The following is a 16,455-nucleotide window of genomic DNA, read 5'->3' as shown; positions in this document are numbered from 1 at the left end:
GATGGAACCGGTACTTGAGGTCTCCGCCGTGGGCATGAATTTCGGCGGCCTGCGGGCCCTGAACGAAGTGGACCTGACAGTGCGCTCCGGAGAGATCGTGGCCCTGATCGGCCCCAACGGCGCGGGCAAGACCACATTTTTCAACTGTGTGACCAGCATCTACACACCCACCGAGGGAGACGTCTGGCTGACCGGCAGAAACGGCGTCCGTACCCGCGTGAACGGCATGAAGCCGAATCTGGTCACGGCCCTGGGAATGGCCCGGACATTCCAGAATATCCGCCTGTTCAGGAACATGAGCGTGCTGGAAAACGTGATGATCGCCAGACACTGCCGGACCAGGGCCGGCATTCTGGGGGCGCTGTTCAGGCCGCCGTCCGTGCGCCGTGAAGAGCGGGAGATCATGGACCGGGCCTACGAGCTGCTCCAATACATCGGCCTGCACCGGCAGGCCAACGAGGACGCCGGGAGCCTTCCCTACGGGGACCAGCGCCGTCTGGAGATCGCCCGCGCCCTGGCCACGGAGCCGTCCCTGCTGCTTCTGGACGAGCCCGCCGCCGGTATGAACCCTCAGGAAACCGTGGCTCTGAAGCATCTGGTGCTGAAAATCCGAAGCGAGATGAATCTGGCCGTGCTTCTGATCGAGCACGACATGGGCATGGTCATGAGCCTGTCCGACCGCATTTACGTCATGGAGTACGGCTGTCTCATCGCCGAGGGCACGCCGGCGGAAGTGAGCAGCGATCCGCGCGTGATCAGGGCCTACCTCGGGGAGGAAGTTCATGCTTGAACTGCGCGGCGTCAGCACCTTCTACGGTAATATTCAGGCCCTGCACGACGTGTCCCTGAACATCCGCCAGGGCGAGATCGTCACCCTCATCGGAGCCAACGGGGCCGGCAAAAGCACCACGCTCATGTCCATCTGCGGCTGCACGCCGCCCAGAAGCGGGGAAATCCTTTTCGAGAACCAGTCCATCCAGCGCATGAAGGCCGATCGTATCGTGCGCATGGGCATCTCCCAGGTGCCGGAGGGGCGCCTCATTTTTCCGGACATGACGGTCATGGAGAATCTGGACCTCGGCGCCTTCCTGCGCGACGACCGCGAAGGCATCCGGCGGGATCTGGACTATGTCTTCTCGCTTTTTCCCATCCTGGCCGAACGGCGCAGGCAGACGGGTGGCACCCTGTCCGGCGGTGAACAGCAGATGCTGGCCATTTCCCGGGCGCTCATGGCCCGGCCGCGTCTTCTGCTGCTGGATGAGCCGTCTCTGGGCCTTGCCCCCATCATCATCGCCCAGATTTTCGATATCGTGCGCAAGGTCAACGAGTCCGGCACAACGGTTTTTCTGGTGGAACAAAACGCCAATCAGGCCCTGAAAATAGCGCATCGGGCCTATGTCATGGAGAACGGGCGGGTCACTCTGGAAGGACCGGTGGAGACCCTGCTCGCCAACGAGGATGTGAAAAAGGCCTATCTGGGGATTTAGCACCGGGCCGCCCGGACGACGGAACGGACGGCCCGCGGAGGCGGCCAGCGCCGCCTTTCCGGGAATACCGCCGGTCTGTCATTTTCCGCCACAGCGAAAGAGGTACGCATATGGAAAAGATACTGGGCAAGGCCCTGACTTTTGACGATGTTCTGCTGGTTCCGGCCTATTCGGAAGTGCTGCCGGACCAGGTCCGGCTGAACACCCGGCTCACGCCGTCCATCGAGCTGAACATTCCCTTTCTGAGCGCGGCCATGGACACCGTGACCGAATCCCGCATGGCCATTTCCCTGGCCCGGTCCGGCGGCATCGGCATCGTGCACAAGAACATGACCGTGGAGCAGCAGGCCCTGGAGGTCGTCAAGGTCAAGAAGTCCGAGTCGGGCATGATCGTGGACCCCATCACCGTGGCTCCCGGCGACACGGTGGGGCAGGCCCTGAGCCTCATGCGCGAATACCGTATTTCCGGCCTGCCGGTGATCGAGGACGATCATCTGGTGGGCATTGTCACCAACCGCGACGTGCGTTTCGTGACCGACATGGAGGTCCGGGTGCGGGAGGTCATGACCAGCAAGCGGCTGATCACCGTGCCCATGGGCATTTCTCTGGAGGATGCCAAGCGCCATCTGCATGAGAACCGCATCGAGAAGCTCCTGGTGGTGGACGAGGGCAACAAGCTGAAGGGCCTTCTGACCATCAAGGACATCGACAAGGTCCGCAAGTATCCCGATTCCTGCAAGGACGATCTCGGCCGGCTGCGCGTGGGCGCGGCCGTGGGCGTGGGCAAGGGCCGGGCCGAGCGGGTGGAGGCCCTGGTCCGGGCCGGTGCGGATGTGCTTGTGCTGGATTCGGCTCACGGGCATTCCAGAAACATTCTGAACGCGGTGCGGGACACCAAGGCCGAGTGGCCGGACATGCAGCTTGTGGCCGGGAACGTGGCCACCTATGAGGGGGCCAAGGCCCTCATTGAGGCCGGAGCCGACGCCGTGAAAGTGGGCATCGGGCCGGGCTCCATCTGCACCACGCGCATCGTGGCCGGTGTGGGTGTGCCTCAGGTCACGGCCATCATGGAGTGCGTGCGGGCCTGCCGCGAGGCGGGCAAGTGCTGCATCGCCGACGGCGGCGTCAAATTTTCGGGCGATGTGGTCAAGGCGCTGGTGGCCGGGGCAGATACGGTGATGATGGGCTCCATGTTCGCCGGAACCGAGGAAAGCCCCGGAGAGAAGATTCTGTACCAGGGCCGGACTTATAAGATCTACCGGGGCATGGGCTCCATCGACGCCATGAAGGACGGCAGCAGCGACCGCTATTTTCAGGAAGGCTCCAAGAAGCTGGTTCCCGAAGGCATTGTGGGCCGCGTGCCGTACAAGGGCTCCGTGGGCGAGACCATCGACCAGCTGGTGGGCGGCGTGCGTTCAGGCATGGGATACCTGGGGGCAGGGGATATCCCCGCCTTGCAGAAGAAGGCCCAGTTTGTGGAGATTTCCGCAGCGGGGCTGCGTGAAAGCCACGTGCACGACGTGATCATCACCAAGGAAGCACCCAATTACCGGGTGGACGCCTACTGACAGGCCGCGCGGCGCGTTTTTGCGCCGCGAATAAGCGGCATCTTTTTCTGCTTCGGGGCCGGCCGCCCGGCCCGATTTTTCGGACAAACCGCGCTTTTCAACAGGCAGCCCGCCAGCCCGGCGGAGGAATCATGCAGAAAGTCATCATCCTCGATTTCGGTTCCCAGTACACCCAGCTCATCGCCCGGCGCACCCGCGAGGCGGGCGTTTATTCCGAAATTCATCCATGCACCATTCCCACGGCAGAACTGAAGGCCCTCGAGCCCTCGGCCATCATCCTGTCCGGCGGTCCGGCCTCGGTATCCCAGCTGGATTCCCCCGGAGTGGATGCGGATATTTTCGGATGGGGCCTGCCGGTGCTGGGCATCTGTTACGGGATGCAGCTCATGACCAGGGAGCTGGGCGGCAAGATCGCTCCGGCGCTGGACCGGGAATACGGCCGCAGCGAACTGGCCTTTGCCGGGCCGAGTCTTCTGTGGCCGGAAGGGAATGGCCTGTCGGTGTGGATGTCCCACGGCGACCATGTGCTGGAAGTGCCGCCGGGGTTCACGGTCACGGCCCGCACCGGGAATATCGACGTGGCGGCCATGGCTGATCCGGACCGGAAAATGTACGCCCTGCAGTTTCATCCGGAAGTGGCCCACACCGAGCGCGGCGACGAGATTCTGCGCAATTTTCTGTTCCGGGTGGCGGGTCTGGCTTCCTCCTGGACCATGTCCTCCTTTGTGGATTCCATGCTGCAGGCCCTGCCCGCCAGAATCGGCGAGGACAAGGTGGTCTGCGGCCTGTCCGGCGGCATCGATTCCACTGTGGTGGCCGTGCTCCTGAACAAGGCCATCGGCAAGAACCTGCACTGCATATTTGTGGATAACGGCCTGCTCCGGGCCGGAGAAGGCGAGGAAGTGGTCGGCTATCTGCGCGAGCATTTCGATCTGAACCTGCACTACGTCAAGGCCCAGGACAGGTTTCTGTCCCGCCTGAAGGGTCTGGAAGACCCGGAGCAGAAGCGCAAGGTCATCGGCTATACGTTCATCGAGGTCTTCGAGGAAGAGGCCAGAAAGATTCCGGGGGTGAAGTATCTGGCCCAGGGCACCCTGTATCCTGACGTGATCGAGTCCGTGAGCTTCAAGGGTCCTTCGGCCGTCATCAAGAGCCACCACAACGTGGGCGGACTGCCCGAAAAGATGAATCTGGCTCTGGTGGAGCCCCTGCGCGAACTGTTCAAGGACGAGGTGCGCAAGGTGGCTCAGGAGCTGGGCCTGCCGGATTTCATCGTCTGGCGGCATCCTTTTCCCGGACCGGGGCTGGCCATCCGGGTCATCGGCGAAATCACGGAGCCGCGTCTGGAAATTCTGCGTCAGGCGGACAAGATCGTGCAGCACGAGCTCATGGCCTCCAACTGGTACTACAAGGTGTGGCAGGGTTTTGCCGTGCTGCTGCCCCTGAAGACCGTGGGCGTCATGGGTGACGAGCGCACTTACGAGCACGTCATCGCCCTGCGCATCGTGGATTCCATCGACGCCATGACGGCGGACTGGTCCAGGATTCCGGCGGAGATTCTGGCCCGCATCTCCAACAGGATCATCAACGAGGTCAAAGGCGTGAACAGGGTTGTTTACGATATTTCCTCCAAGCCGCCGAGCACTATTGAGTGGGAATAGCAGTAGTAAACATTTTTCTATTGTAAGAGTTTTGTAAAATACATTTTTTTAGAGAGCTGAAGTTGTATTGCTTTTGTCAGTAGAGGCAAATTTAATGTCAATATAGAAGTAAGAAAAGAGTGGGTGTGTATGGCAAAGAATAAAAAATGGAGAGATAAATATGAAGAGATAGATGGGTTAGGCGAAGGTGGGAATGCAAAAGTTTATCGTGTTAGATGTAAGGATAGTAAAGTAGAATATGCTTTAAAAGAGTTATCTGCTGGGGGAAGAGAAAAGAAGTCAAGATTTGTTAAGGAGATAGGTATTATAAAGGATAATCAAGAAAATATATGTGGGATAGTTCCCATTATTGAGCACTCTGTTGAAGAATATTGGTATGTAATGCCTGTTACAGAATCTGCTATGTATTATATAAATAGAAATAACGTTGAGATTATAGATATAGTAAAAGAAATTGTGTTTCTGTGTGAAACATTGGAGAAGTTTCATGAAAAGGAGATCTCGCACAGAGATATCAAACCATCCAATATTCATTACTATGAAGGTAGATTTTGCTATGCTGATTTTGGCTTAGCTGGGCTGCCAGAGGATATAAATGATTTCACAAAGTCCGATAAAGGACTTGGAGCAATATTTACTATTTCTCCTGAAATGAAGCGCAATCCAAAAGGTGCAGATGGGAAAAAAGCTGATGTTTTTTCTTTGGCAAAAACAATGTGGATGTTTTTAGCTAAAGATGAAAAAGGATTTGATGGGGTATATGATTATTTAGATCTCAATCATAGTCTGCATTATATTGATAAATATAAGAAGACACATCTTGTAGAAATAGATGAGCTTCTTAAAGATGCAACAGCTAATAATCCTGATTTCCGTCCAAATATCAAGGAATTTAAAAAAAGACTTTTAGATTGGATTGATATATATTCTGATGAGGATAAATCCCAGGCAAGCGATTGGAACTTCCTCAATAAACAATTATTTGGTTCGCCACCTCCAGGGTCGGCCTTATGGAGAGAGATTGAAGATATTGTTAAAGTGCTAAATATTATTGGTAAGGTTGCTGCATATAACCATATGTTTTTTCCTGGTGGGGGAGGTCTAGATTTCTCTTATGCTGCCACTGCAGATGAAAAAAATTGTATCAAGTTATATGATACGATAGGGATGTGCTATGTTGTTAAGCCTAAAGTATTATATTTCGAAGGGTTTGGCGAGAATTATAAGTGGAATTATTTCTTGTTAGAGCTTGATAAACTGAGTCAAATTATTGATAGCGATAATTACTCTGATAGCGAGTATTTAGTTGAGGATATTCCTGGCCATTACGTTTCAGCGCAATATGCACAATATGGAGTATATGATTATGAGACGGGTGATCCTTTTCCTGATGGATATCAAGTAGTTTGTCGATACATTAAAGGTAAGTTCTTAATTGTAATGAAGTTTGGGCCTTACAATAGAATTAATGCGACATACGATGGTAGACATAACGATTGTGAGGTTGACATATTTAGATCGTATATAGAAGAGTTGATAGAAAAATACTTAAAGATATATGATTTAGCCAAACAACATCCTAAGATGGAGAGCTTGAAAGATAAAGATATAGAGCATAGAATTTTAAATTTAGAAGAATTTAGTAGAAATCCATTTAAAAATTTTTATTTGGAGAAAGAACCAGATGAGAGAATAAAAAATATGCATAGCGATAAGATAACGAGAGATTATATAAATAAAAATTTTAATAATTGGAATTTTTATGATATACTTCAAAATTACCCATTGACAGATTCATCGGTTATTAAATTTATATTTGTATTTAAATTTCCTGAAAATGTAGTATTTAATCCTGCTGAATTAATTCAGGATATAATTACAGAAAGTATATATTGTATTTGTGTAGACGGGATGATAAGAGAAGTAAACTCGTATTCAGATAAACAATGTTACTGTGTTTATGATAGAAAAATTGCAATTGATTTGAAGAGTAAACTTGACAAAAAAATTTCAGGAATTCTTAATAAAAATGGTTTGATAGAATTTGAGGATTACCAATCTTGTTTTTCCATCGAATTTGTTAAATGTGGAAAGCCAAAGCATTTATTTACAAGAAAAGAGATTGAGATAGTTATGCGAAATGCAGACGATAGATATGTAAATCAGCTTGTTATTGACGAGAATGGATATGCAAAAGTCATTCAAGGGAATGACTATGATTGTGGATATTTATTTCCTGTGAGGCATGAATTATGGCATTGTGGAAATAAATATGTTGGAAAATATTCAGATTTATCGACTTTAGAGGATGATTATATTTCTTCTTTGCAGGGTTGGTTAATGTTTTTAGAAACAGGAAAACGTCAATATATGGATTTTGTATATGAAAATAATAACGAAGATGAGCTATTGTCAGAAATAAAAAAATATTATTTATAAATAATAAATGAATATAAATTAAAATTTTATTGTAATTAATATGAATGATAATCACAAAATTATTTATATCAAAGATAAAAAATATTAAAATTATAAGATAAACGTCTTTTTGTTTAGAGATAAAAGAATAATTATTGCCATGAAAGAGGTGGCTGTTTATAGCCCGGCCGCACCATCCGCGTAATTCGCCCTTGGGAGACGCTTTATGTTTGGAATTGGATCAACGGAACTTCTGGTCATCCTCGTTGTGGCGCTGATCGTTATCGGCCCGGCCAAGTTGCCGGAAATCGCCAGATCGTTGGGCAAGGCTCTGGGAGAATTCCGCCGGGTCAGCACTGATGTGAAGCGGACCATCGAGATGGAAGTGGAGCACGAAGAGCAGAAAGCCAAAGCCGAGAAAGCCCGCAAGGAACTTTTCCCCGAGGGGGAAGCCACCGGCAAGACTGCGGCCGCAGACTCCGGCGCGGCGGAAACGTCCACGGATGCTGCCACGAACGCTTCCGGCAGTGACGGGGATGCCAAGGCATGAGCGAGCAGGTGACCGGCCCCAGGGATCTGGAAGAAAACGCCGAAGACCGGGACCTCCAGAAATCCGAAGCTTCCGTCGCGGATGATGCCGTCGATGCCGGGATCGCGGCTGACGGCTGGCATCCTGACACCGATGACGCCGAAGACGGTCTGTCCCGCGTTCCTGGTGACGATTTTCCCGGCGGGGCCGATTCCCTTGATCCGCAAGAGGCGGACTATCCTTCCGGCATCCGGGAACCGGGCGAGGAAGCGGCCGAATCTGATGATTCGCTCTCTGTTTCGGAAGAATCCGGCCGGAGTGAGGATGCGCGGGAGGAGAAAAGCGGCGACACCCTGTCCGATGCCCATGAGATGACTTTCCTCGGGCATCTTCAGGAATTGCGCATGCGGCTGACGCGCTGCCTCATTGCCGCGTTCGTGGGCCTTTTGGCCTGCTACGGGTTTTCGGAACAGCTCTTTCAGAAGCTCATGGAGCCGCTGGTCACGCTGCTGGAGCCGACCGGAGGTTCGCTCATCTATACCGGCCTGCCCGAGGCGTTTTTCACCCACCTCAAGGTGGCCGCCGTGGCCGGGCTTTTCGCGGCCAGTCCGTACATCTTCTACCAGCTCTGGATATTCGTCGCGCCGGGCCTGTATGAGGGCGAACGCAAATGGATCGTGCCCATCGCCGTGTGTTCCGCCGCGTGTTTCGTGACGGGCGCGCTCTTCGGATATTATGTGGTTTTTCCCTTCGGGTTTCAGTTTTTTCTGGGATACGCCACGGATTTCATCCGGCCCATGCCTTCGGTGAAGGAGTATTTCAGCTTTGCGACCGGCATGCTCTTCGCTTTCGGACTCATTTTCGAGCTGCCCCTGTTCATGCTTTTTCTGGCCTCGCTGGGCATCGTCACCTCGAAGGGACTGCGGAAATACCGGAAATACGCCATTCTGGGGAGCTTCGTAGTGGCGGCCATTCTGACTCCGCCTGATGTGGTCTCCCAGATTCTCATGGCCGGGCCTTTGTGCCTGCTGTATGAAGTGGGCATCTGGCTGGCCTGGATATTCGGGAAGAAACCCAAGGAACCGGCAAAAGGGCCGGACATGGAAAAAAAACACGGCGGCATGACCGCAGGACCGACATGACCATTCGCACGGGCAATGTGGAGCGCCAGACCCGCGAGACGCGGATTTCCGTCGCCCTGACTCTGGACGGGAAGGGAGAATGCCGCATCCGCACGGGGTTTGGATTCGCCGACCACATGCTGGAACTCATGGCGCACTGGGCCGGATTCGATCTGGAACTTTCCTGCGAGGGCGACATGCACATCGACGCGCATCATTCTCTGGAGGACACGGGGCTGTGTCTCGGCGGGGCGTTGCATGCCGCTCTGGGAGACCGGCTGGGTATCGCCAGGGTGGGATGGGCCAGGGTGCCCATGGACGAGGCTTTGGTGGATGTCTGTCTGGACCTTTCGGGACGGCCCTATCTGGTTTATGAGGAAGCCCTGCTGCCGTCTGTCGTGGCGGGGCAGGAAAAGGATCTGTGGCGGGAATTTTTCAAATCCCTGGCCGTGAAGGCGGGCATGAACCTGCATGTGCGCATGTTGTACGGCCAAAATGGGCATCACCTGCTGGAATCCGCCTTCAAGGGCGTGGGGCTGGCCCTGCGTCAGGCCGTGCGGCGGGAGCGGGAGGCTGTGCTCAGCACCAAGGGAGGGCTCGACACATGAGATATCTGCTGATCGTGCTGTTTTTTCTCTGTCCGGCCTGCGCCGCGCAGGTGCGGGGACCGGCCGTGCCGGATTCCGCCACGCTGGCCGTGGCCGGATTCGTCCAGCCCAGGTATGACTGGGAACTGATGGCCGGTGTGCTGCCCGAGGAACCGGCAGCCTTGGACCCGGAGACACTCGGCGCCCTGGATGCGTCTCTTGCTTCGGCCCTGCGCGCGAACGGTCAGGCCTTCATGCATGCGGCCATGGTCCGCCAGTGTGAGGAAATCACGCTGGCCGAAAAGGAACGCCGCCGTTTCGAGACCGTGGATTACTGGCGGACCGTGGGAAGATGCATGAAGACGGACTACATGCTCGTTCCCTTCATGCTGCGCTGGCAGGAACGCGACGGCGGTGACTGGGGCGTGAACCGGCCGGCCGCAATCGTCATGGACATGTATCTGATTGAGGTGGCTTCGGGAAAGGTCCGGCGTTTTCACTTCGAGGAGGAGCAGCAGGGGCTGGCCGAAAATCTTCTCAGCGGCGGGCGCTTTCTGAAGCGCAAGGGGCGCTGGCTCACGGCCCGCGACATCGCGGAGGAAGGCATGGACGCGGGACTCAAGGAACTCGGGCTGTGAACATCTTTCCGGCGGTGGACATCAAGGGCGGCCAGTGCGTCCGGCTCCGGCAGGGAGTGGAAGACGCGGTCACGGTCTTTTCTGAGGACCCGGTGACCGAGGCCCTCAGGTGGCAGGACATGGGCGCCAGATGGCTGCATGTCATCGACCTGGACGGCGCGTTCAGCGGAAAGCCGCGCAACATGGAACTCATCCGGGACCTGTGCGCCCGGATTTCCATTCCCGTGCAGCTGGGCGGCGGCATCCGCGATCTGCCGGTGGCGGCCGCTTATCTGGAAGCCGGAGTGACCCGGCTCATCATCGGCACCATGGCTCTGGAGGAGCCTGGACTTTTCCGGGACCTGTGCGCCGCCTTTCCCGGCCGTATCGGCGTGTCGCTGGATGCGCGCAACGGGCGGCTCAAGACCAGAGGCTGGGTGGAGGACGCGGGGAAGACCGTGGCCGAAGTCGTGCCGGAACTGGAAGGCGCGGGGACATCCTTTTTCATCTATACGGACATCAGCCGCGACGGCATGCAGTCCGGCGTGAATGTGCCCGCCCTGGAGGCCCTGCTGGACCTGACGGATCGGCCCGTGCTCATTGCCGGAGGTATTTCCACCCTGGACGATATCCGCGCCGTGTACCCTCTGAGCCGGAAAGGGCTGGCCGGAGTGATTACGGGCAAGGCCATTTATGCAGGCAGTCTGAATCTGCGGGAAGCGCTGGACTGGCTGGAGAAACAGGCCGCCTCGTGAAACGGCGGGCTGCGGAATCGGCGAAAACAGCCCGGTGAAAGCCGGGCGTTCTTTTTTCAGGGCCGGTTCAGCGGCTCCGACAGGGGCCGGAGAGGACAGTTTATGCAGGACAAGGGCGCGACAATTCTGGCGGTAGACGACAGCCCGGCCACGTTGCAGATGCTGACCCGTCATCTGGTCAAAGCCGGATATGTTCTGCACACATGCGCAAGCGTCGAGGAAGCGGGGGATTTCCTTGGCAGGACCGTCGTGGATCTGGTCATCACGGACTACAGGATGCCCGATTCCAGCGGGCTGGACCTGGTCAAGTATGTGCGCGAGAATTTCCGGGACACGGAAATCATGATGGTCACGGGCTATCCGTCCATCAACGGCGCGGTGGAAGCCATGCGCGACGGGGCCGTGGCCTATCTGCCCAAGCCCTTCACTGGCGAGGAGCTGCTGGAGGCGGTGCGGGATATTCTGGACAGGCAGGCCCGGCGGCGTTTTGCCCATGCGGAGGACCGGGGGCCGGAAACCTACGGAATCATAGGCCGCTGTCCGGAAATGCGCACCGTGTTCGAACTGATCGGCAAGGCCTCGCGGACCAGCGCCAACGTGCTCATCTCCGGCGATTCAGGCACGGGCAAGGAACTGGTGGCCAGGGCCGTGCATTACAACAGTTCCCGCCGGGCGGCGGCCTTTGTGCCGGTGAACTGCGCGGCCATCCCGGAGACCCTGCTGGAGAGCGAACTCTTCGGGCACGTCAAGGGCGCGTTCAGCGGAGCGAAAGAAAGCCGCGCCGGGTTCTTCGAGATCGCCAACGGCGGCACGATTTTTCTGGACGAGATCGGTGACGCCAGCCCCGGCTTGCAGGCCAAACTGCTGCGGGTCATGCAGAGCAAGGAATTCTGCATGGTGGGTTCGTCGCGCACCCGCACCGTGGATACCCGGATCATCGCGGCCACGCACAAGGACCTGCGCAAGCTGGTGGAACAGGGGCTGTTCCGGGAGGACCTGTTCTACCGCATCCATGTGGTGGAGATCCATCTGCCGTCCCTGGCCGGGCGCGGCGAAGACATCCTGCTGCTGGCCAACCATTTCCTGCGCAGGTTTTCTCAGGACATGGGGCGTTCTGCCGTCAGTCTGACGGACGAGGCCCTGAACGCCCTGACCCAGTACTCCTGGCCGGGCAATGTGCGCGAACTGGAGAACCTGCTGCAACGTCTGGTCGTTATCGGCGAAGGGCAGCGCATCGACATCACGGATCTCCCGGAGTCCATGCGTTTTTCTCTCGGCCGGAACCGTTATGGCGACAAAACCCTGGCCGAGGTGGAAGCCGAGCATATCCGCCATGTGCTGGCCCGCGTCGGCGGCAACAAGACAAAGGCCGCGGAAATTCTGGGTGTCGACCGCAAGACCCTGCGCGAAAAACTGAAGCGCCAGGGACTGGGTTGAGCCGGGTCCGGCCGTTCTCATCAAATCTCGTCAGACTCTGTAACAAAACCAAGGAGCCTTCATGCTGCGCCCCATTGCTCCCGAAAAAGCCGACGCCCTGCTGCGGGCCGGAGAAGCCCGATTGATCGACATCCGCGACCCCGAGGAATTCGCGCGTCTTTCCATTCCCCAAGCCCGCCTGATTCCCCTGTCCGTCATCGGCAGGCATCCTCTGAAGGATGAAGGTGCGCCGGAACTTCCCGTCATTTTCACCTGCCGGTCCGGAAAGCGCACTGCCCGCGCCGAACAAACCCTGGCCCGTCTGGCCCCGGGGGCTTACCAGCTGGATGGAGGCATCAGCGCCTGGGAACGGGCCGGTCTGCCCGTGGAGCGGGCTCACATGCCGCTGCCCCTGTTCCGCCAAATTCAGATAGGCGCGGGCGGCTTGGTGCTGCTCGGTTCTCTGGGCGGCCTGTTCTGGCCGCCGCTTTATTGGCTGAGCGCCTTTGTGGGCGCTGGTCTCGTCTTTGCGGGCACCACGGGATTCTGCGGGCTGGGTGTTCTGTTGTCCCGCATGCCGTGGAACAGAACCCGGCTCTAGGGCGTTTATGAAGACACACTCTACGGCTCTGGCTGCCGGTTCCGCAGCCAGTTTCCTCGTGCCGTTCATGATGTCGGCCGTGGCCATCGCCATGCCCGTCATCCAGACGGAATTCTCCGCCACGGCCGTGGAACTGAGCTGGATCGTGGGCAGTTACATCCTGACCCTGGCCGCCATTCTGCTGCCTGTGGGTCGTCTGTCGGACATCATCGGCCACAAGCGGACCTTTGTCTGGGGGACTGGCGCGTTCATGTGTTCCTCCCTGTGCGCATCCCTGGCCTGGTCCGCTCCGGCACTCATCGTTTTGCGCATATCACAGGGCATCGGCGCGTCCATGATTCTGTCCACGGGCGTGGCCATTGTCACGGAGAGCTACCCGCTGCAGGAGCGCGGGCGGGCCATGGGCATCCTGGTGGCCTGTGTCTATCTGGGGCTGTCCGTGGGGCCGCTGGTGGGCGGATTCATGACCGATCTGGCCGGCTGGCGGTCCATATTCTTTCTGTGTCTGTTTCCCGGAATTCTGGGCTGGGTTCTGGCCCGGCGCATCCGGGGAGAGTGGTGTCCGGCCCGGGAAGAGCGTTTTGATCTGCCCGGCGGTCTGTTTTACGCGCTGTTCGTCATTTGCTGTGTGGGCGGCCTGACCGGCCTGTCCCGGCCCGAGCGGGGATGGCCTTTGCTCGCCGGAGCCGCACTGGCCGGAACGCTTTTCTTTCTCCGCTCCAGAAGAGCTCCTCAGCCCATTGTGGAATTGGCGCTGTTCCGCAACCGGACGTTCACCCTGTCCAGCCTGGCCACCATGATCAATTATTCAGGCACGGCCGCACTGGGGTTTCTGCTCAGTCTCTATCTTCAGGTGGTCAAGGGTTTTTCGCCCATGCAGGCCGGAATGGTCATGGTTATTCAGCCCGTAGTGCAGACGGTACTGTCGCCTCTGGCGGGGATTCTGGCCGACCGCATCGACGCCGCGAAGCTGGCCAGTCTGGGCATGGGTATCTGCGGTGCGGGGCTGTGGCTGTTGCGGGAGGTGAGGACGGACACGCCCCTTTGGAGCATCGGAGCCGTGCTGTGCCTCATGGGTCTGGGGTTCGCCCTGTTCGCGTCCCCGAACATGATGGTCATCATGGGCAGTGTGGAGCCGAAGCACTACAGCATCGCCTCCAGCCTGATCGCGACCATGCGCACGTTCGGCATGTCCTTGTCCATCGGGGTCACGGGAGTGGTTTTCGATTTTCTGCTGCACGGACAGCCGGTATCCGTGAACACCATCCCGGAATTTCTGGGCAGCATGACGCTGATTCTGGGTATCTGCGCCGGTCTTTGCGGGCTTGGGGTGCTCTTCTCCCTGGGGCGGATACGGCGTGCGGGAACATAGCATTTCACGAATGAAATGAGTCAACTGCGCTGCGAGGGTTTACCCAAATCCTTGCATGAATGCGAGCAGACGGGCTTTGCCGGGCGTAACACGGGCATTTCAAGTGCTCGATGCTCTAGGTTCAGTCCTCATTAATTGAGATAGAAAATCATTGCTGTCCGGCTAAGGGATAAGAAAAAAGTCCAAAATCTCAGCGATATGTGGTAAAAGAAATCACCACAACATCTTGCCACACAAGGAGATTTTGGACTTGAGTCACCATAATACACTATTCTCCCAGACGCTATCTCTGATTCCCAGACATGTTTTTCAGAAACTCGAAAGACGGCACAAAACCGGGCGCTCGTCGCGTCAATTCGGTTTCAAGGAGCAGTTCACGGTCATGGCCTTCATCCAGCTTGCCGCAAGACGTTCCATGCGCGATGGCCTGCGCTGCCTTGAGGCTGCGGGAAACCGCCTGTATCACTGGGGACTGAAAAACGTGGCCCGCTCGACCTTTGCTGACGCGAACAATTCTCGCCCCGCAGGCTTTTTCAAGGATCTGTTCGTCGAAATGTACGGCCTGTGCGCCGCAAAAGCCCCGAAGCACAAATTCCGTTTCAAATCCAAATTGTTCAGTCTGGACGCCACCACCATAAAGCTTTGCCTGCCGCTTTTTCCCTGGGCCTCGTTTCGGCAGGCCAAGGGCGGCGTCAAAGTACATACCTTGCTGGATCACGATGGCCATATCCCGGCTTTCGCAACCGTCACCGACGCCAAAACCCATGAAAGCCGCATAGCTCAGGCTATGGAGTTGCCCAAGGGCTCCATCGTGGTCTTTGACAAGGGCTTCACCAGCTATCCCTGGTTTCGGATCCTCGGGGCAAAGGGCGTCTTTTTTGTGACCCGGCTCAAGCGCAACGCCGTTTTCAAACTCCTGGAGCGCCGCCTCGTGAATCGCAAGACCGGCGTTACTTCCGATCACATCATTGAAGTCTCCAGCCGGGGAAAATCCTTACGCCTGCGCCGTATCGGCTATCGTGACCAGGAAACCGGGAAACACTACGAATTTTTGACCAACCATTTCCGGCTTTCGGCGAAAACCATCGCCGACATCTATAAAGACCGCTGGCAAATCGAGCTCTTCTTCAAGGAAATCAAACAAAATTTGCGCATAAAGACCTTCGTCGGCAACTCGGAAAATGCGGTCCTGATCCAGATTTACACGGCCCTGACGGTTTACCTGCTCCTCGCGTACCAGAAATTCCTCAGCCGTCTCGGACTCTCCGTACAGCAACTCTTCCAGCTCATTCAACTCAACCTGCTCGGCGAGGCATCCTTGGATGAACTCCTGAATCCCAGACGACGAAAATTCGATAATTCATATAACTTCACACTGTTAGATTGTATCGCTTAGCCGGACAGCAATGATAGAAAATGATGGAAGCGGCGAGGCATAGAGCTGAAAAGAAGGTATGTGCGCAGCGGTCATAACGCATGGCTATTCTCCGCCAGTCTTTGATCCTGCCAAACATGGTCTCAATCTTGTGCCGCTGTTTATACAGATCGTTATCGTACGAGCAGGGTCTCTTCCGGCTCCTTCTGGGCGGGATGCAGGGCGTAATGCCTCTGGCGCGCAGGGCATCACGGAACCAGTCGGCGTCATAACCACGGTCCGCCAGCAGCTCCCTGGTCTCAGGCAAAGCATCTATGGCGTCCATAAGCAGGGCGGCTCCTTTGTAGTCGCTTACCTGGCCTTCTGTGAGCTTCATGGCCAGAGGCCTGCCGTGGCCGTCGCAAAGGGCATGGAGTTTGGAGTTCAGGCCGCCCTTTGTGCGTCCGATGCAGCGGGAAAGAGCCCTTTTTTGAGCAAACTGGCGGCGGTTCGATGCGCCTTGAGGTGGGTTGCATCGTTCATCACCTGGCCATCCTGTCCCGCTGTTTTTGCCAATTCGGTAAAAATATTGTTGAAGACGCCCATCCGGCTCCAACGCAAAAAACGATTGTACAGTGTCTTGTACGGGCCATACTCGCGCGGCGCGTCTTTCCACTGCAGGCCATGTTTGATGACATAAATGATGCCGCTGATGACTTTCCGGTCATCGACCCGCGGAATACCATGTGAACGTGGAAAGAAGGGCTTGATACGTTCGAGTTGTTCAGCAGAAAGGTAGAAAAGTTGGCTCATGGCGTCCTCCTTGAGCACAACTAACCAGATTTCCTGCTTATTGGCAAGTAATGAGGCCTGAACCTAGTGTTGTTGGTGACAGGGAATACGGTGGTGCCTTTCCGATAATTCCTTATTTTCCTGTGATTATTGAATTTTTTCATTTAGAGTTAGAGG

Annotated in this window: 15 protein-coding genes; 14 read left to right on the top strand and 1 reads right to left on the bottom strand. The window is 56.0% G+C overall.

Going from position 1 to position 16,455, the window contains the following annotated elements:
- The first annotated feature begins 1 nt into the window (after position 1).
- From AXF15_RS12710 to AXF15_RS12645, 14 genes are all read left to right on the top strand, one after another.
- Complete coding sequence (locus AXF15_RS12710) at positions 2-790, top strand: ABC transporter ATP-binding protein (protein WP_066608253.1); 789 nt, start codon at positions 2-4, stop codon at positions 788-790.
- A complete protein-coding gene (locus AXF15_RS12705) occupies positions 783-1,487 on the top strand; it encodes an ABC transporter ATP-binding protein (RefSeq protein WP_066608251.1) in 705 nt (234 codons plus the stop codon). The genes AXF15_RS12710 and AXF15_RS12705 overlap by 8 nt, the downstream gene beginning before the upstream one ends.
- A 110-nt stretch (positions 1,488-1,597) precedes the next feature.
- Positions 1,598-3,055, top strand: coding sequence for an IMP dehydrogenase (guaB, locus tag AXF15_RS12700; RefSeq protein WP_066608245.1), 1,458 nt, complete (start codon positions 1,598-1,600; stop codon positions 3,053-3,055).
- 131 nt (positions 3,056-3,186) lie between these two features.
- Positions 3,187-4,716, top strand: a complete 1,530-nt coding sequence (guaA, locus tag AXF15_RS12695) for a glutamine-hydrolyzing GMP synthase (RefSeq protein ID WP_066608241.1) — start codon at positions 3,187-3,189, stop codon at positions 4,714-4,716.
- 129 nt (positions 4,717-4,845) lie between these two features.
- Entirely contained in the window at positions 4,846-7,155 is a 2,310-nt protein-coding gene (locus tag AXF15_RS12690) for a protein kinase domain-containing protein (RefSeq protein WP_066608238.1), read from the top strand.
- Positions 7,156-7,360: 205 nt separating this feature from the next.
- Complete coding sequence (tatB, locus tag AXF15_RS12685) at positions 7,361-7,684, top strand: Sec-independent protein translocase protein TatB (RefSeq protein WP_066608233.1); 324 nt, start codon at positions 7,361-7,363, stop codon at positions 7,682-7,684.
- A 350-nt stretch (positions 7,685-8,034) separates the two neighbouring features.
- Positions 8,035-8,805 carry a twin-arginine translocase subunit TatC gene (tatC, locus tag AXF15_RS12680; protein WP_417926404.1) on the top strand — a complete coding sequence of 257 codons (771 nt, stop codon included), beginning with the start codon at positions 8,035-8,037 and terminating at the stop codon, positions 8,803-8,805.
- Positions 8,802-9,392, top strand: coding sequence for an imidazoleglycerol-phosphate dehydratase HisB (gene hisB, locus AXF15_RS12675; RefSeq protein ID WP_066608230.1), 591 nt, complete (start codon positions 8,802-8,804; stop codon positions 9,390-9,392). The genes tatC and hisB overlap by 4 nt, the downstream gene beginning before the upstream one ends.
- Positions 9,389-10,009, top strand: coding sequence for a hypothetical protein (locus AXF15_RS12670; protein WP_066608228.1), 621 nt, complete (start codon positions 9,389-9,391; stop codon positions 10,007-10,009). The genes hisB and AXF15_RS12670 overlap by 4 nt, the downstream gene beginning before the upstream one ends.
- On the top strand, positions 10,006-10,743 hold the full coding sequence (gene hisA / locus AXF15_RS12665; protein ID WP_066608225.1) for a 1-(5-phosphoribosyl)-5-[(5-phosphoribosylamino)methylideneamino]imidazole-4-carboxamide isomerase: 738 nt from the start codon (positions 10,006-10,008) through the stop codon (positions 10,741-10,743). Before AXF15_RS12670 ends, hisA begins: the two co-directional genes overlap by 4 nt.
- Before the next feature lie 102 nt (positions 10,744-10,845).
- A complete protein-coding gene (locus AXF15_RS12660; RefSeq protein WP_066608223.1) occupies positions 10,846-12,180 on the top strand; it encodes a sigma-54-dependent transcriptional regulator in 1,335 nt (444 codons plus the stop codon).
- Positions 12,181-12,241: 61 nt separating this feature from the next.
- Entirely contained in the window at positions 12,242-12,760 is a 519-nt protein-coding gene (locus tag AXF15_RS12655) for a rhodanese-like domain-containing protein (protein WP_066608221.1), read from the top strand.
- Positions 12,761-12,767: 7 nt separating this feature from the next.
- On the top strand, positions 12,768-14,132 hold the full coding sequence (locus tag AXF15_RS12650; protein ID WP_066608219.1) for an MFS transporter: 1,365 nt from the start codon (positions 12,768-12,770) through the stop codon (positions 14,130-14,132).
- A 250-nt stretch (positions 14,133-14,382) separates the two neighbouring features.
- Positions 14,383-15,528 carry an IS4 family transposase gene (locus AXF15_RS12645; RefSeq protein ID WP_083518054.1) on the top strand — a complete coding sequence of 382 codons (1,146 nt, stop codon included), beginning with the start codon at positions 14,383-14,385 and terminating at the stop codon, positions 15,526-15,528.
- On the opposite strand, the gene AXF15_RS13815 is transcribed toward AXF15_RS12645, so the two are convergent.
- A protein-coding gene (locus AXF15_RS13815) for an IS5 family transposase (protein ID WP_236884784.1) occupies positions 15,503-16,299 on the bottom strand; the annotation gives its coding sequence in 2 pieces (ribosomal slippage) (positions 15,503-15,966 and positions 15,966-16,299; 798 coding nt in all). The genes AXF15_RS12645 and AXF15_RS13815 overlap by 26 nt on opposite strands.
- Between the last annotated feature and the right edge of the window lie 156 nt (positions 16,300-16,455).

Source organism: Desulfomicrobium orale DSM 12838 (assembly GCF_001553625.1).
GTDB lineage: Bacteria > Desulfobacterota > Desulfovibrionia > Desulfovibrionales > Desulfomicrobiaceae > Desulfomicrobium > Desulfomicrobium orale.
The sequence above is the reverse complement of the archived record's forward strand: the minus strand, read 5'-3'. Positions and strand labels throughout refer to the sequence as shown.

Bases quoted from the DNA above. Each gene is read 5' to 3' on its own strand.
- hisB (WP_066608230.1), top strand. From the start codon at position 8,802: ATGACCATTCGCACGGGCAATGTGGAGCGCCAGACCCGCGAGACGCGG.
- guaB (WP_066608245.1), top strand. From the start codon at position 1,598: ATGGAAAAGATACTGGGCAAGGCCCTGACTTTTGACGATGTTCTGCTG.
- AXF15_RS12655 (WP_066608221.1), top strand. From the start codon at position 12,242: ATGCTGCGCCCCATTGCTCCCGAAAAAGCCGACGCCCTGCTGCGGGCC.
- AXF15_RS12705 (WP_066608251.1), top strand. From the start codon at position 783: ATGCTTGAACTGCGCGGCGTCAGCACCTTCTACGGTAATATTCAGGCC.
- AXF15_RS12690 (WP_066608238.1), top strand. From the start codon at position 4,846: ATGGCAAAGAATAAAAAATGGAGAGATAAATATGAAGAGATAGATGGG.
- AXF15_RS12650 (WP_066608219.1), top strand. From the start codon at position 12,768: ATGAAGACACACTCTACGGCTCTGGCTGCCGGTTCCGCAGCCAGTTTC.
- AXF15_RS12660 (WP_066608223.1), top strand. From the start codon at position 10,846: ATGCAGGACAAGGGCGCGACAATTCTGGCGGTAGACGACAGCCCGGCC.
- tatC (WP_417926404.1), top strand. From the start codon at position 8,035: ATGACTTTCCTCGGGCATCTTCAGGAATTGCGCATGCGGCTGACGCGC.
- AXF15_RS12670 (WP_066608228.1), top strand. From the start codon at position 9,389: ATGAGATATCTGCTGATCGTGCTGTTTTTTCTCTGTCCGGCCTGCGCC.
- tatB (WP_066608233.1), top strand. From the start codon at position 7,361: ATGTTTGGAATTGGATCAACGGAACTTCTGGTCATCCTCGTTGTGGCG.
- guaA (WP_066608241.1), top strand. From the start codon at position 3,187: ATGCAGAAAGTCATCATCCTCGATTTCGGTTCCCAGTACACCCAGCTC.
- AXF15_RS12710 (WP_066608253.1), top strand. From the start codon at position 2: ATGGAACCGGTACTTGAGGTCTCCGCCGTGGGCATGAATTTCGGCGGC.